At 30.4% G+C, this 15,545-nt stretch carries 19 protein-coding genes; 2 read left to right on the top strand and 17 right to left on the bottom strand.

Annotated elements, in window-relative coordinates; genetic code table 11:
- Positions 1-8 precede the first annotated feature (8 nt).
- Entirely contained in the window at positions 9-458 is a 450-nt protein-coding gene (locus tag QM746_RS01735; RefSeq protein ID WP_414982636.1) for a GNAT family N-acetyltransferase, read from the top strand.
- Between the two features lie 278 nt (positions 459-736).
- Here QM746_RS01735 and QM746_RS01730 read toward each other — a convergent pair whose 3' ends face one another.
- From QM746_RS01730 to QM746_RS01670, 13 genes are all read right to left on the bottom strand, one after another.
- Complete coding sequence (locus tag QM746_RS01730; RefSeq protein ID WP_414982635.1) at positions 737-1,651, bottom strand: hypothetical protein; 915 nt, start codon at positions 1,649-1,651, stop codon at positions 737-739.
- 1 nt (position 1,652) lies between these two features.
- Positions 1,653-2,924 carry an ABC transporter permease gene (locus QM746_RS01725; protein WP_414982634.1) on the bottom strand — a complete coding sequence of 424 codons (1,272 nt, stop codon included), beginning with the start codon at positions 2,922-2,924 and terminating at the stop codon, positions 1,653-1,655.
- A gap of 3 nt (positions 2,925-2,927) precedes the next feature.
- Positions 2,928-3,329, bottom strand: coding sequence for a hypothetical protein (locus QM746_RS01720; RefSeq protein ID WP_414982633.1), 402 nt, complete (start codon positions 3,327-3,329; stop codon positions 2,928-2,930).
- Between the two features lie 3 nt (positions 3,330-3,332).
- The gene (locus QM746_RS01715; RefSeq protein WP_414982632.1) at positions 3,333-3,707 is read right to left on the bottom strand and encodes a DUF6804 family protein; all 375 of its coding nucleotides are present in this window, start codon (positions 3,705-3,707) and stop codon (positions 3,333-3,335) included.
- Positions 3,708-3,950: an SH3 domain-containing protein gene (locus QM746_RS01710; protein WP_414982631.1), complete on the bottom strand. Its 243-nt coding sequence runs from the start codon at positions 3,948-3,950 to the stop codon at positions 3,708-3,710.
- Entirely contained in the window at positions 3,947-4,231 is a 285-nt protein-coding gene (locus QM746_RS01705; protein WP_414982630.1) for a hypothetical protein, read from the bottom strand. The genes QM746_RS01710 and QM746_RS01705 overlap by 4 nt, the downstream gene beginning before the upstream one ends.
- 2 nt (positions 4,232-4,233) lie before the next feature.
- Positions 4,234-4,614, bottom strand: coding sequence for a DUF6232 family protein (locus QM746_RS01700; RefSeq protein WP_414982629.1), 381 nt, complete (start codon positions 4,612-4,614; stop codon positions 4,234-4,236).
- A gap of 11 nt (positions 4,615-4,625) precedes the next feature.
- Positions 4,626-5,690, bottom strand: a complete 1,065-nt coding sequence (locus QM746_RS01695) for a type I restriction endonuclease (RefSeq protein WP_414982628.1) — start codon at positions 5,688-5,690, stop codon at positions 4,626-4,628.
- A gap of 11 nt (positions 5,691-5,701) precedes the next feature.
- A complete protein-coding gene (locus tag QM746_RS01690) occupies positions 5,702-6,034 on the bottom strand; it encodes a YegP family protein (protein WP_414982627.1) in 333 nt (110 codons plus the stop codon).
- 5 nt (positions 6,035-6,039) lie between these two features.
- On the bottom strand, positions 6,040-6,267 hold the full coding sequence (locus QM746_RS01685; RefSeq protein WP_414982626.1) for a hypothetical protein: 228 nt from the start codon (positions 6,265-6,267) through the stop codon (positions 6,040-6,042).
- 152 nt (positions 6,268-6,419) lie between these two features.
- On the bottom strand, positions 6,420-7,082 hold the full coding sequence (locus QM746_RS01680) for a DNA-binding response regulator (protein WP_414982625.1): 663 nt from the start codon (positions 7,080-7,082) through the stop codon (positions 6,420-6,422).
- A 3-nt stretch (positions 7,083-7,085) separates the two neighbouring features.
- Positions 7,086-8,750, bottom strand: a complete 1,665-nt coding sequence (locus QM746_RS01675) for a tetratricopeptide repeat protein (RefSeq protein ID WP_414982624.1) — start codon at positions 8,748-8,750, stop codon at positions 7,086-7,088.
- A gap of 64 nt (positions 8,751-8,814) precedes the next feature.
- Positions 8,815-9,009 (bottom strand): hypothetical protein, encoded by a 195-nt coding sequence (locus QM746_RS01670; protein ID WP_414982623.1) that lies wholly within the window; start codon positions 9,007-9,009, stop codon positions 8,815-8,817.
- A 372-nt stretch (positions 9,010-9,381) separates the two neighbouring features.
- Here QM746_RS01670 and QM746_RS01665 point away from each other — a divergent pair, with 372 nt between their 5' ends.
- Positions 9,382-10,281 carry a hypothetical protein gene (locus QM746_RS01665; RefSeq protein WP_414982622.1) on the top strand — a complete coding sequence of 300 codons (900 nt, stop codon included), beginning with the start codon at positions 9,382-9,384 and terminating at the stop codon, positions 10,279-10,281.
- A 26-nt stretch (positions 10,282-10,307) separates the two neighbouring features.
- Here the strand turns inward: QM746_RS01665 and msrA are convergent, their stop codons facing one another.
- The 4 genes from msrA to QM746_RS01645 all read right to left on the bottom strand — a co-directional run bounded on the left by msrA (position 10,308) and on the right by QM746_RS01645 (position 15,536).
- Complete coding sequence (gene msrA, locus QM746_RS01660; RefSeq protein ID WP_414982621.1) at positions 10,308-10,946, bottom strand: peptide-methionine (S)-S-oxide reductase MsrA; 639 nt, start codon at positions 10,944-10,946, stop codon at positions 10,308-10,310.
- A gap of 53 nt (positions 10,947-10,999) precedes the next feature.
- Positions 11,000-14,074 carry a preprotein translocase subunit SecA gene (secA, locus tag QM746_RS01655; protein WP_414982620.1) on the bottom strand — a complete coding sequence of 1,025 codons (3,075 nt, stop codon included), beginning with the start codon at positions 14,072-14,074 and terminating at the stop codon, positions 11,000-11,002.
- Between the two features lie 136 nt (positions 14,075-14,210).
- A complete protein-coding gene (locus QM746_RS01650; protein WP_002662059.1) occupies positions 14,211-14,432 on the bottom strand; it encodes a DUF2795 domain-containing protein in 222 nt (73 codons plus the stop codon).
- A 75-nt stretch (positions 14,433-14,507) separates the two neighbouring features.
- Entirely contained in the window at positions 14,508-15,536 is a 1,029-nt protein-coding gene (locus QM746_RS01645; protein WP_414982619.1) for a GDP-mannose 4,6-dehydratase, read from the bottom strand.
- Between the last annotated feature and the right edge of the window lie 9 nt (positions 15,537-15,545).

Genomic DNA, 15,545 nt, shown 5'->3' with positions numbered 1-15,545 from the left:
TTTGTGAAATGAATAACGTTACTTGGAAAATTAAAAATTTTGAGGATTTATCTATCAAAGAATTGTACAAAATTCTAAAGGTAAGGCAAGAGGTTTTTATAGTAGAACAAACTTGTTATTATCTAGATGCAGACGGATATGACGATAAAGCTTTGCATATTTGGGCGGAGACAAATGGAGAAATAGCTGCTTATTGCAGAATTTTTTCTCAAGGAATAAAATATCCAGAAACTTCTATCGGTAGAGTTCTTACCAATACAAAATATAGAAATTTGAAATTAGGGAAAACCTTAATCAATATCGCTTTACAAGCAATAGGAACTCATTTTAAAACATCTGAATGTAGAATTTCGGCACAAGATTATTTGCTAGAATTTTATAAAAGTTTTAGTTTTGAAGATACAGGAAAAAAATATCTGGAAGACGATATGCCACATACAGAAATGGTGAGAAAATAAAATCTCACCACTTTAGTTCTTCTACTTAGCGTCATTATAAAAGAACAGAAGATATATAATAGTTGGTTTTAGTTTAAAATCAATATCAATTTTAAAAACAAAGGTGAGAAAGTAAATTCCTCACCTTTTTTGAAAACTTACTTTAGCTGTTTGTATCTAAAAATTATCCTGCTCTATTTAGAAATACAATGGCTAAGTAAAAAAGACTATATGAAGTTAAATTACTTCTTCAAAGATAAAATCAATGAAAATTCTGACCTTACGGAAAACCGTAATCATTATTTGTTTAGAATAATATTTTCTAATACATCTCCTATATTTGTAGGTAAATCGGCTTCTTTTATATATGTTTTTTTGATTCCCATATTTTTAAACCAGTTTTCCCAATATAGATTAATCACTTCTTCTTCGTAAGGATTTTTTTTGGATGGATTAATACCTATAACTATAACTTCCAAATTGTCTAAATTTTGAGTGGCAGGAATAAACCCTAAATTATTTTTAACAAAAATTTCTTTATAATTAGAAGTATTCAGTTTTTTTTCGCGAATGAATTCTGGAGTTATGAATGAACTTTTGTTCCCTTCAGTAAATTTACTGTCTTTGTGATATATGTATCCGTCTGTAAGAATAATGAGAATATTTCTGTGATTGTTTTTTATGCAATAATCCTTCACTTTATTTTTAAAAAATTTCCAAATATTTGCTCCATCAAAATTTTTATCTGCAATTGCAAGTTTGTATATTTTTGTAGAGTTCGTCCTGTAGACTGAAGATATTTTTGAAATGTTTTCTTTGCTTGTGTTATTTTTGTCAAAAGACAATTTTAAATTTTTTGATAAAGAATTGATTGCCAGATTCAACGGTTCTGGTTCAAAGAAAACTTGAATTTGATCATCTGTTTGACGGATTGGTTTTCCTTTCAGATGATTCTCAAAATTTTTGCTGATGGTTTCTATATAGCCCAAATCTCGCTGATAATATTCCATTGTGGGATTCGGATATTTTTTTGGATTAATTCTGTCTGATAAGTCTAATAGAATACTAATGTTGAGATTTTCTTTTTTAGAGTTTTTTGTTTCTGTTGTTTTTCTGCCATCTTTATTTTCTGTTTCTTTTTTATCATCAGAGCAGTTTATCACCAAAATAGATAGTAAGAACACAAAAATTATTTTAAAATATTTTGTTTTCATGTTAAGAAATTTTAGAGTAAATAAGATGTTGAAAGCTTGGGTCTAATAAGTCTAAAGATTTTAAATGTTCAATGGAAATGTTTTCACAGTTTTCTAAAATCTCTTTTTGTCTTTCATGTGGTAATGCAATTTCTGAGACAATTGCTTGAAACCAACCTTCTTTATACTGATTGTGATAATGGAGATATTTTTTTACAGGCAATATAAAACCATCTATCTTATTTTGAATTTCAATTATTTTTCCTTTTATCTCTGATGTTTTCTGGAGGTAATCGTTTATTTTCTCGGTGATTTCTGTTTTTTCGTGTTCTAAATTTTTTAGTTCTTCTTGTTTAGAAGTAATAAATCCATTTATTTTATCAATATTTTCATATTCTTTCATTGTAATATCAAATACTAATCCCCAAATAATATATACTACAAATCCCGCAAAAATAATCATCCAAAATTCTGCTTCGCTTAATGCAATTTTTAAGTTGTAAGGAGCAGATTCTGTTGTTTTATTAAATTCATAAATCTTTTTTTCAATCTGATAAGCTAAGAGCCCGTCAAACAAAAAAGTAGTGATGAATAGTACAACAAGCCTAATTGTATTTTTGATTCCTTTTCCTTTTTGTATCATGTGAATGATAAAACCTAATCCTAAGAAAACCGAAGGAATAGTTATAACCAGAATTCCTTCTAGCCATCCTGCTTTCATTGCATTATTAAATGCTTGCGCATCAAAAATTGCTGCAGTGAGACTGTCATTAGAAAATTCTTTAAAAAATGCTGAATATGTAGCCGAAATGTAGAAAACAAATAAGTAGATAGTAATTGGAAGCAGAAGAAAAAGTCCGATGTAAAATTGTGCTTTCGGTTTTTTAGAAATGTCTAATCCAAATTTTTCAGGCTTATTTTTCACTTCTTCTATATCTTTTTTTGCCTCGTTAATTTTATTTACAGTTTCTATTTTTTTCTCTTCGAAAATAGAAATTGCTGTTTCTAAATTTTTAAGCTCACTTTGATTTCTTACCTTTTCTTCTTCATAAGGCTTTTTCAAGTTTTCCTGTTCTTCTTTTTGTTTTCTGCACTGTTCTTCGAAACTTGTATAAACGTTTTGTAGGCAAGCTTTAAAATTAATAGGATTGCCCATGGCTTTCTGGGCTGCTCCAAAACCACTTTGATAATAGGTAACCCTTACTTGAGTTTCTTTTTCTTCAGAATTTGAGTCTTCAGAGTTTGGGAGTGGAATTATCTTTTTTAGAGTAAAAAGTTGATTGAGATTTACCATAGTTTAATTTTTTATTAGGTTAAGAACTTCATCTTTAGGGGTTTCCTTTTTTGCACATTCTATCAAAAAATTGCAGATTTCTGTAACGTTTTCTTCCACGAACTCAAACTTTTTGCAATATTTTTTTAGTGTGTTAATTTCATCATCGCTAATATGTTGGTCTGCCCAAATCATCATCGCTAAATCGTACAAATATTCTATCCTTTCTTCTAATGAATCTGGAATTCCCAGTCTTTGAACAGGATTTGTTAAAATATCGTTAAGTTGTGCAGAATCAATGCCTCTTTCTTCGGCAAATTTGTAAAGTTGCCTCATCTCTAAAACATCAAAATTTTCGTCGGAACAAGCAATTTGATATAGTCTTAAAAAATGACTTTTTAATTGGGTTGAAATGGTGATTTCCATAGTTTAATTTTTGTTTTTAGGGGTAATGATTTTTTCTAAAGGCTTAATTTTTGGGGGAGTAGAAACATCGGAAACGGTTTCATTTTTCTCGTCTTTTTTCTGAAAAAAAGTGAGGAGTAAAAACAATATTCCGACTACAACATCAATAGGAAGCCAAATTGATTTTTGGTATAAATAAATCGGAAAAATAGGATTGAAGAGCAATAAAATTCCTGCAAAAATTCCCAGCCAAAAATAATTTCTAATTTTAATGAAATTATATATTGCCAAAATTGCTCCTAATGAAACAACAATCCGCAAGAAAGTGTAGTACTCAATCGGTAATTTTAAAATCCCGAGAAAGCAACTAAGTGCACAGAAAATGAAGAGGAGTTTCATCTAGTATAAATTTTTATAATACACATAACCTGTTTTCCCACTCTTTTTTACTCTTACTTTCAGCCATTTTCCAGAATTTTGTAAAAGAATTAGAGAAGCGTTTTTTTCTACTTTTTCTATGATTTTGGATTTTGTTGATGGTAATTCTCTAATATTTGTATCTTCTTTTATAGTCTTAACAATAGTTTCGTTATTTGCATCATAATATTTTACTGTTGGAGAAGGTGCTAAATCTGTTTTCATCTTCTTAGTTGATGAATATAAACTCGTGGAACTTGAAAGCCGTGTTGTTTTGCGTTTTTTTCTTGGGTAGAATAATAACTTTTTTCACTATATGCTCCGCTGCAAACTTCGCAAGTTCCTCCAGAATTACAATGTCCACATCTAGAACAACTAGAGCAAGCGGTACAATTAGCAGAACCGGTACATCTTCCTCCATGAAGGTTTTTTGATTTGGAGTAGGAAAAGGAATCGGAAAATAACATTCCGAAACCTATGATTAATATGGATAGAAAGGTTTTCATAATTATCCTCTGTGAATTATAGCTTCATTAAGAGCATTTACAATTTTTTGGATATAGGCTTTATTTTTAGAAACGATACTGTTTGCTTCACCCGCATTAGTGCTTATTCTTACTGCATATTCATTTTTATTAAATATTAGCCAAAGAACTCCAATTAATATTGTTACAATTCCATAAAAAATGGCTTCTTTACTTAAGAGCATTGGTAAACCTAAAATTATCAGAATAATAGGTATTACTTTACTTTTCACAATTTCAAAAATATGTACAGAAGAGATATTTCTCATTGCATATGTTTTTGAGTGTGTTACAAATCTTGATTGTGTAACTGTTACAGTTGCATCTTGATAAAATGTTGTTTCGTTTTGTGTTGGAGTTTCCATATTTCCAAAATTTAGTTATAATTTTCAATGGTTTTATGAAGTTCGCTTCGGTAGTTGTAGATTTCGTCTAAAGAACTAAGCGTTACTTTTTCGCCAGAATCTTTTCCGTTGTGGAAAAATTCTATTTGCTTTTTTGCTGTCCCGAAATGAAATCTGCAAATTGGTTTCCTGTTGTTGTCGTCTAAAAGAATTCCGAAATATGATTGTGTATCTCTGTAAGCAATTCTTTCAGAATGAATAATTTCGCGAAGAATCGCTTTTACAATTTGAAAAGCTTCTAGCTCTTCGTCTGTTGTTATAAATTTTGGGATTTCGATGTTCTCGTTAATTCCCAAGGTATTAGTTTTCCCAGTTTCAATATTTTCATTAATTACTAAAGCAGATTTCAATCTAGAACTTATAGATTCTGAAATAGAAATGCTCAAAGCTCTTTTTGTATATTCTTTGAAAGCAACCATTCGGTTTGCAGTGAGTGGTTTTTCAAAAAATTTGTTTACCAGCAACCTTACCATTTCGTCAGAAGGATTTTCTATCTCTTTTTCAAATTCGTTTCGGATGGCTTTGATATATTTCATTGCTTCGGCAGAATCTAAAATATTTGCTAAATTGTATTCGGACTTTGTGAAATTCTGCAAAACCTTTATAGAACTATCCTTCAAATCTTCCAAATTAATGGTAAGAAATGGTTTGTCGTCCATAATATTAGGTTGTGCTAAATCTGCATAGAAATTATAGATAATTCCGTTGGTTAATACGCCAAATCTAGCTTTGGTAACATGATAATAACGATGAAGTTGAGAATTGTGAGCGTCTGCTTTTTCTTTCCAGTTTTTACATTCTATAATTAAGATTGGTTCTTCATCTTTTTTGATGAGGTAATCTACCTTTTCTCCTTTTTTAGTTCCGATGTCGGCAATATATTCCGGAATTACTTCAGTAGGATTAAAAACATCATATCCCAAAATCTGAATAAATGGCATTACAAAAGCATTTTTTGTAGCTTCTTCAGTTTGTATTTGTTCTTTTAAACCATTTACACGTTGGTTGAGTTGCTCTAGTTTTATTTTGAGTTCCATAAGATTTTGGCTTAAATGGTTTCATCTACAATTTCTGCATCGGGAGCATTTCCCTTTACAGAAGCGATGCCTATTTCCATAGATTGTTTTGTAAGATAAAACTGACTTTTTCCGATTGGTTCTCCGTTACCGGCCTTTAAAACGAAATAATATTTATTGCTTACTGTTTCTTTTCTTTCGTATCGAGAGTCTATTTGAGAATTTATTCTTACAGATTCAATTCCTTTTTTGCAACTGTCTTTCGCTTTGTAACCTTCACTTGTGAGTATTATTTCTCCGTTTCCTGCTTTCAGGTTGAACATATACTCGTCGTTTTTTTGTTTTCTGATGATAAATTTTCCCATGATATTTATCTAATTTTTCTTGAGTATTTAAATTTCACATGACTATTAATAAATCCATTTAATCCACTTCCAGATTCTGCTAACTGCTTCATAGTTTCTACATTGCTCACTCCTGCACTTGAATATGTATATTCATAAACACTACCAGTTGAAAATTCAACCCAGATATAATTACTTCCAATTTGGTATCCTGAAACACCAGAATCCCCATTTGTATTTCCATATTTTTTCATAATAAAAATTTTTAATTGATTAAACATGTCAAAAGTAAATTGACAATCAGAGGTTTCCTTACGGAAAACCGTAAAATGAAAAAAATATGTAAAAAATTAAGCCCCATTTGAAATTTATTTCAAATGGGGCTTAAAATTTGAGAGCAAAGGAACTAGATAATTCCTAAATCTTTGCATAAAACAACCATTTCTACATTTGTTTTAGCATTTAAAGATTCTCTTAATTCGTTTAAACGTTTTTCTATTGAGCTTTGACTATTGGGTTTTATATTTTTTTCTTTGAAATATTCTTCTATTTCTTGTTGCCTTAAGCCTTTTGCTAAGGATTCTAATAGTAAAACATCATATGAATTGAATTCTGTAGCATGATTCCGAATAGAATTGATAATTTCCTGAGGAAGCACTTTTTTATTGGCAAAAACCTTCTTCAAGGTGTTTTTTAGTTCTTTTCCATCATTTCGCCCTTTGCTTACAAAACCGTCAATTTGATATATTTTGAAAAGGTCATCAATTATTTTAGGTTTTTTTTCTATTGAAAAAACAATTATTTTTAGATTTGGGAGCATTTTTCTTACTTCTTTTATTAGCTCTTGTCCATTTTTTATTTCTTGATTTTTATAATCTTCATCAAAAGATAAATCAGTAATCAATAGATCATAAGGATTATTATCTGAGATGGAGTTTTTTATTTTATGTACAGCGTCATCACAGTAATTTACAAATTCGAATGTAGGAATTTTTAATTCTTTTAGAGTATTAATAACACCAAGATTTCTTACTTCGTGGTCTTCGGCGATAATTATTTTTTTAAACATTTTTTAAATTGGTATTGAAATATTAATAATTAATCCTCCCTTTGGATTTTTTTCAAAATTAATTTCTCCCATAATTGTGGCAATACGGTTTTCCGTATTTTTCAATCCAGAACCTCTTTTTATTTGTAAATGATTAAAACCTACACCATTATCAACATATTTTATATTTATTTTTTTTTGATTTTTTTCAAATTTTATGGAAATTAATTTTGCATGACTGTGTTTTTTCATGTTCACTAAAAATTCTCTTATCACGTAATAGATTTCTGATTGAATTTTGGACGAAATATTTTCCCAAATTAATTTTTCGTTTCCTACTAAGTAAATTTTTTGACTATCGGAATTATATGAAGAAATCATCTGAGATAATTTAGTTGTAAAATCTTTATTGAAATTTTTCTCTGAATCGTCTTGAGTAATGTCTCGAGATTCATCATAGAGTTTTTCAATATCATTTAATATTTTATCCTTTTTGAGCTCGGGATTATTTTCTATCTCTACCATTATTTGATATAAGTCATTAGCAACTACATCATGTACTTTTTTAGAATATTTTAACTGCGTATTTTTTACTTCAATTTCTTTTTCTTGTTTTAGAAGTTCTTTTTCTCGTTCTGTTTGTTTTTTTCTTTTTCTATACCAAAAAATGCTTATAATTATTGTTGAAAATAATAATAAGAGAGCAATATTTCTATTTAAAATTTTAATTTTATTTTGAGCATTTTCAGTTTTTTCTTTTTCAGTTTCATATCTAATTAAAGCGAATTGATTTTTTGCTTTTGATCTTGCAGTTTGTAGGCTATCATTAATTTTTTGATATTTAGAAAAATAGAATTTAGATTTTTCAGAAGGTTCTAATGCGATTAGTTTTTGTAATGCTTCTAATTGGTCATCAGGATTTTTTATTTCTTTTGCAGCGTTATACATTTTCTCTGCATAGTATTTTGATTTTTTTAGTGATATTTTTACATAATAGTCGGCCAATGTGCCATAGCTAGAATTGAGTCCAAAAAAATCATTAGTTTTGGTTCTTATATTTAAAGCTTTAAAAAAGTAGGGCAAGACATTTGTTCTTCTGTTTTCCTCGAACAAACACCTTCCCAAATTATTAAGTGCTCGAGCATAAGAAACACTATCTTTTGTTTTAAGAGCCTTTAGGTAATATTCTTTAGCTTTTTGATAATTTTTTAGATCTAAAAAATTATTACCAATATTATTATAGATGATTAATTTAGAATTATAATTATTTGTCGATGTAAGTGCCAAAAAATAATATTTTTCAGCATTTTCATAATTCTTAAGTTTTGCATTTGCTAAAGCAAGATTGTTATAATTAGAAGATTTTATTTTTAAAATGGTGCTGTCTTTACGTTTGAGATAATTTTCTGCTTCTAAAGAAGTTTCTATGCCGCCAAAATGATCTCCTTTATCTGTTTGTATAATAGCCATGTTTACAAGAGATTTTGCAACAAAGAGAGAGTCGTTAGATTTAAGATAATCTTCTTTTGCTCTTGCAAAATATATATAAGCAGAGTCTTTTTTTTCTGAATTTCTAAAATCAATGGCTTTTAAATAAATTTTATTTTCAGCTGATTTAGAGCTATCAATTGTATTTTTACTACAATAAAGCAGAACAAAAGTTAGTAAGAATGGAGTTAGTTTTTTCAAAAGAAAAAATTTTAGCTCTAAGTTACAAAAAAAGAGCAGACTATTATTGTCTGCTCTTAAAAAATTATGGTGCGTTTGGAGGAATTTGCCCTCCATTACCACTTGTCCCTCCGTTACCAGGGCCAGAATCATCATTTGCAGTGTCATCAGTAGATTGTACATTTTCTATTGTAATCTGACTTTGAGTGCTATTTTCTGTATTATTTGATTCACTATTAGGAAATGCTAATCCCAAAAGCATAAGAATTATTTCTAACATGATTGTAAAAATTTAAAATTTGCATTGGTGTTCTTCTCCGCAAAACAGATTGCGAGTAGTGTTACACATTTTGAAAAAGAAGCGCTTCTTAAATTTTTGGGAAGTGAACCATCAAAAAACGGAAGAGAATAACTGCTTCCCAAGTCCAGAGATTAGTCCTCCGTTTTTATCTAGTTTTTTTGAAATCAGTTTTGTAACTTTGTTTTTTAATGTTTTGTCTGTCACTGATTTACAAGTCAAAGATACAGTGGTAACAGGTGTAGTTGTTAGACAGATAAAAGACACAAAAAGACACTGAAAATTCAGGTTTTATGGTTTTCCGTAATTTTTTCTGTCTGAAAATTGTCTAATTTGTAATAATTAATTATTAAAATGTCAAAGATTTACCAAGCCAGAAGACTTTTGATAGAGAAAGTTTTTGAAAAAGGAAAAAATACACTAAATACTGAGGCTAAAAATAATATTGCTGAGCATTTTGAATTAGAGCTTGATGTAAATTACAATTATGAAGTTAGCGCAAAAACTTTAGTAAGATGTTATGATAATCTACATTTGGGAAAAAAAATAAATTATAAATTTAAAGACAATCTTGCTTGGGACTTTTTGAGTAAATTAATTGGATATAAAAATTTTGATGATTTTTACGAGAAAGAATTTAAACAAACTTTAATTTCAGTAAATGGTACTACCGTTTTAGAAGAGATTCTTCATAATTTAGTTATAATTAAAGATAGTATTTCTTTGGTTGTTCATAATTTTTCTTTGAAGAAAAGTGGTTTTGGTATTGTAGGACTGGTATTTGTTTTGGGTTTGATTCTAAATAAATTTAATTTTTTTAAAGGCAATGAAAAGGCAAATGTTTCTGATCAATCAGATACTGGTTTTTTGGTCAAAAAAAATGAAAATTCGCCAATAGTTATACCTCAGCAAATAGTTTATATTCCTCAAGAAATTAAAGAAATTTCTAAAAATAATATTTCTACTGAAGAAAAAAAACAATGTATGTATTGGAATGGAGAATTTTATGTTGAAATTTTTTGTGATGAATTAATTGAAGGCAAGGAAATTATCGCACTTAATGAAGAAAAAAAATTATTAAAAAAAATTACAAGACCAGATACTTTAACTGTAGAGAATGCATTAGGTAAGGTTTGGTATGATAAATCTAACAATAAAGTTGAGTTTTTCACACATTACGGAATTCATCCAGAAAACGGAAAGGCATTAAAGGATGTATCGGAAACAATTCTTGAGAAATATGCAAAAAAATAACCTCAACTTTCGCTGAGGTTTCCGTTTTATTTCAACAAACCAAGTTCGCCGAAGTGTTTTTTAAATTTGGCTACTTTTGGACCTACTACAGCGCTGCAATATGGCTGGTTGGGATTAATGTCATAATAATTTTGATGATACGTTTCTGCACTCCAGAATTTTTCAAAAGGAACAATTTGAGTAACGTATTTTCCGTTCCATTTTCCAGATTTTTCTGAATTTTCTAAAGAAATTTGAGCTTCTTCTTTTTGCTTTTCCGAATGATAAAAAATTACAGAACGATATTGTGTGCCAATGTCATTTCCTTGTCTGTTGAGTGTAGTAGGGTCGTGTAGAAACCAAAATGTTTCTAGAAGTTGAGAAAAAGAAATTACTTTTGGGTCAAAAGCGATTTGAACCACTTCTGCATGCCCAGTTTCTCCGGTGCAAACTTCCTCGTAGGTTGGGTTTTCTTTATGTCCACCAGAATATCCAGAAGTTACAGATTCTACTCCTTTTAGCATATCAAAACATGCTTCTACGCACCAAAAACATCCGCCACCAAATGTAGCATATTCTAGATTTTTATTTTCCATTTTCTTAGATTTAATAGGTAGAGTTTTTGTTTCTTGTCCGTTGCAAGAAAGCAGTAAAAAACTCATCAAAAATAAAAAAAACTTCTTCATAATTTGTATAACGAAGAAGTTTTAATTTTTATTTTAAATATAGTGAGAATCTTTTATCCTGTAGGAATTTCACCTTTGAATAAGAAAGAGATAATTTCTTTGTTCACTTTATCCATCATTTCGCTGAATAGGTGGAAAGATTCTTGTTTATAGATAATTAAAGGGTCTTTTTGTTCGTAAACTGCACCTTGAGAAGATTTTCTTAAATCGTCCATTTCTTTAAGGTGATTTTTCCAGTTTTCATCAATAATAGAAAGACAGATGTTTTTCTCAAAATCATTAACCATAGATTCGCAATGAGTATCGAAAGCTTCTTTCAAATCTGTAACAATTGTTATCGTTTTGTTGCCATCAGAGAAAGGAACTTGTACATTTTTGAACATATGCCCTTGTTGTTTGTACACATTTTCTATAATTGGGAAAGAATTGTCTTTTAACAAATTGAGTCTGTTTTTGTAATCTTCTTCCGCTTTATTGAATAAAATGTCTGTTAATTCTTTTACAGATTTAACTTTGAAATCTTCTTCGGTAACAGGAGATTCCATCGTGAAGAATTTAATGACTTCGTATTCAAATTCTTTAAACTGATTTCCTGCTTTAGTTGCCGAAACGATGCTTGCTGCTACATCATAAATAGAGTTGGTAATGTCGTATCTTAAGTGGTCTCCAAACAATGCGTTTTTTCTACGTTTGTAGATTACGTCACGTTGTTTGTTCATTACGTCGTCGTATTCAAGCAATCTTTTTCTGATGCCGAAGTTGTTTTCTTCTACTTTTTTCTGAGCTCTTTCGATAGATTTGGTAATCATAGAATGCTGAATTACTTCTCCTTCTTTGTGTCCCATTTTGTCCATCATTCTGGCAATTCTTTCAGAACCGAAAAGTCTCATCAAATTGTCTTCTAGAGAAACGTAGAATTGTGAGCTACCAGGGTCTCCTTGTCTTCCAGCTCTACCTCTTAGCTGTCTGTCAACACGTCTAGAGTCGTGTCTTTCTGTGCCAATAATGGCAAGACCGCCGTTTGCTTTTACATCTCCTTGTAGTTTAATATCGGTACCTCTACCTGCCATGTTAGTAGCAATGGTTACTACGCCAGCTCTACCAGCTTCTGCTACAATGTCTGCTTCTTTTTTGTGAAGTTTAGCATTCAATACATTGTGCTGAATTTTTCTTAATTGTAAAGCTTTTGATAATAATTGAGAAATTTCTACCGAAGTTGTTCCTACCAATATAGGTCTTCCTGCTGCAGTAAGTTTTTCTATTTCTTCTATTACAGCATTGAATTTTTCTCTGTTTGTTTTATAAACTAAGTCTTGTTTGTCGTCTCTTTGAATTGGTCTGTTGGTAGGGATTACCACTACATCCAATTTATAAATTTGCCAAAATTCTCCAGCTTCAGTCTCAGCGGTACCCGTCATACCAGCCAATTTGTTGTACATTCTGAAGTAATTTTGTAAGGTAATAGTAGCAAAAGTTTGAGTAGCTGCTTCAATTTTTACATTTTCTTTGGCTTCAATGGCTTGGTGAAGACCGTCAGAATAACGTCTTCCTTCCATAATACGACCTGTTTGCTCATCTACAATTTTTACTTCGCCGTCTATTACTACATATTCATCATCTTTTTCGAAAAGTGTATATGCTTTTAATAATTGACTTAAAGTGTGAATTCTCTCAGATTTTACGGCATAATCTCTGAAAAGTTCTTCTTTTTTTGCAAATTCTTCTTCTTTTGGAAGATTTTGATTTTCTAGTTCGGCAATCATTGTTCCAAGATCTTCTAATACAAAGAAATTAGAATCTTGATTCCCTTGAGACATGTATTCTACACCTTTGTCTGTTAAATCAATTTGATTGTTTTTTTCATCGATTACAAAGTAAAGGTCTTCATCAACAATATGCATTTTTCGGTTATTGTCTTGCATATATTCGCCTTCTGTTTTTTGTAAAAGTACTTTTATACCTTCTTCAGAAAGAAATTTTATTAAGTGTCTATTTTTGGGTAAACCTCTGTAAGCTTGTAAAAGTTTGAAACCTCCATCTGTTTTATTGCCAGCAGCAATTAGTTTTTTAGCTTCAGCAAGAATATTAGAAATTATTTGTTTTTGAACTGCAACAATTCTATCTACAGATGGTTTTAGAACGTCAAATTCGTGTCTATCACCTTGAGGAACTGGACCAGAAATAATTAACGGTGTTCTAGCATCATCAATTAAAACAGAGTCAACTTCATCCACAATAGCAAAATTTAATTCGCCTTGTACCAATTCATTAGGAGAAGTTACCATGTTGTCTCTTAGGTAGTCAAAACCAAATTCGTTGTTGGTACCGTAAGTGATGTCTGCTTGATATGCTTGTCTTCTGGCATCTGAGTTTGGCTGATGTAAATCGATACAATCTATTGTTAACCCGTGGAATTGATAGATTGGTCCCATCCAAGCGGAGTCTCTTTTTGCCAAATAATCGTTAACGGTAACTACGTGTACACCACGACCAGGAAGTGCGTTAAGATAGATTGGTAATGTTCCTACTAAAGTCTTACCCTCACCAGTTGCCATTTCAGCAATTTTACCACTGTGAAGAGCTACCCCTCCAATAAATTGAGTGTCGTAGTGAACCATGTCCCAAACAACTTCTTTACCCGCAGCATCCCATTTGTTTTTCCAGAAAGCATTACCATCTTTAATTTCTACAAAATCTTTCGTAGTTGCCATTACCATATCATGAGCATTCGCTTTTACGGTAAGTCCTCCGTTTTTTGCCAATCTTTTTGCTGTTTCTTTTACCACAGCGAAGGCTTCGGGAAGAATTTCTGCCAAAACTTTTTCTTCTATTTGATAAGAATCTTTTTTAAGTTCTTCAATTTTTACAAAAAGCTGTTCTTTTTCATCTACATTTGTAGTTGTTTTAATCTGTTCTTTAACTTCAGCTATTTCTTTGGTGATGTCTTCAGTAGCTGCTGCAATTTTTTCTTTGAATTCTTGAGTTTTCCCTCTTAATTCATCATCAGAAAGTTGTTCAATAGCAGGTTCTGCTTTTTTTACTTTGTCAACTACTTTTTTAATTTCTTTTAAGTCTTTGGCGTTTTTGTCACCAAGAAAACTTTTGAGAACTGTATCTAAAAATCCCATAAATAGTAATTTTACATTTGGCGTTTACCTAGATGGTTTGCGGCAAATAAAGTGAATAATGTTTCCTCCCAAAAATTTGGGATTTATATAATTTAAATAAAAAGCTGACAGCTGAGAGCCGGAAGCTAGTTGTTTTTTAGTATTCGTCTTCGTTCCAAAGGAAATCTTCGTCAGTAGGATAGTCACTCCATACTTCTTCTATACTTTCGTATATTTCTCCTTCGTCTTCAATAGCTTGAAGATTTTCTACTACTTCCATTGGAGCACCTGTTCTAATAGCGTAGTCGATTAATTCTGCTTTAGTCATCGGCCAAGGTGCGTCGCTTAAATATGAAGCTAATTCTAATGTCCAGTACATATAATTCTAAATTTTTTGCAAAAGTAAAAAATTATAAAAAAAATTAAACTTTTTTATCGTTGATTTTCAATTAATTTAGTTGTTATTTCTCAAAAACCATTCCACAAAGATTTTTATGCCATTTTGGTAGTTGGTTTTTGGCAGATAATTGATGAGGTTTTTGGCTTTTTCTATATCTGCGTTCGTTTTTTGCACATCTCCCGGTTGTATTGGCAGATTTTTTTTGTTGGCAACTTTTTCTAATTCTTTTTCAATGCCACTAAGCATTTCGTTAAGTGTAATTACTTGGCTTTCACCAAGATTGATGGTTTCGTACACATTGCTGTTCTTTTCTACATATTCTATAGATTTTATAATGCCATCTACAATATCATCAATAAAGGTGTAATCTCTAGCGGTAGAGCCATCTCCATAAAACGGAATTTCTTTGTTTTCCGAAATAAGTTTTGTGAATTTATGAATTGCCAAATCTGGTCTTTGTCTCGGTCCGAAAACGGTAAAAAATCTCAAAAATATCATGTTCATTTCGTATAAATGATGGTAAACATGACCGAGAATTTCTGTACATTTTTTAGTGGCAGCGTATGGCGAAATGGGCTTGTCTACATTATCAGTTTCCGAGAAAGGAATTTTTTCGTTGTTGCCGTAAACGCTTGATGAAGATGCAATTACATTGTTTTTTACATTGAATTCTCGGCATAATTCCCAAAGATTCATCGTTCCTTTTATGTTTACTTCTTCGTAATCTAGAGGTCTTTCAATAGAAGGTCTTACGCCAGCTAACGCAGCAAGATGGATGAGACAATCAATTTTATGATTTTTGAAAATTTGAGCCAAAGATTCTTTATCTCTAATGTCTGTGTAATATAATTTGTAGTTTTCTGATGATGTTTTTTCTATAAGTTTCAGAATGTCAGATTCTTTTTCAGAGAAATTAAAATCTGTTGATAAACTTACACTTTCTAAAGTATTTTTAATTTTTATTTTATAATCATAAAAATCATCGAAATTGTCAATGTTTATGACAAAATGTCCTTCTTTTAGTAATCTTTCAACTAAGTGAGAGCCAATAAATCCCGAACCGCCTGTTACTAAATAATTCATTTGTATTGC

The sequence above is a fragment of the Cloacibacterium sp. genome, assembly GCF_047601505.1.
Taxonomy (GTDB): domain Bacteria; phylum Bacteroidota; class Bacteroidia; order Flavobacteriales; family Weeksellaceae; genus Cloacibacterium.
The sequence above is the reverse complement of the archived record's forward strand: the minus strand, read 5'-3'. Positions and strand labels throughout refer to the sequence as shown.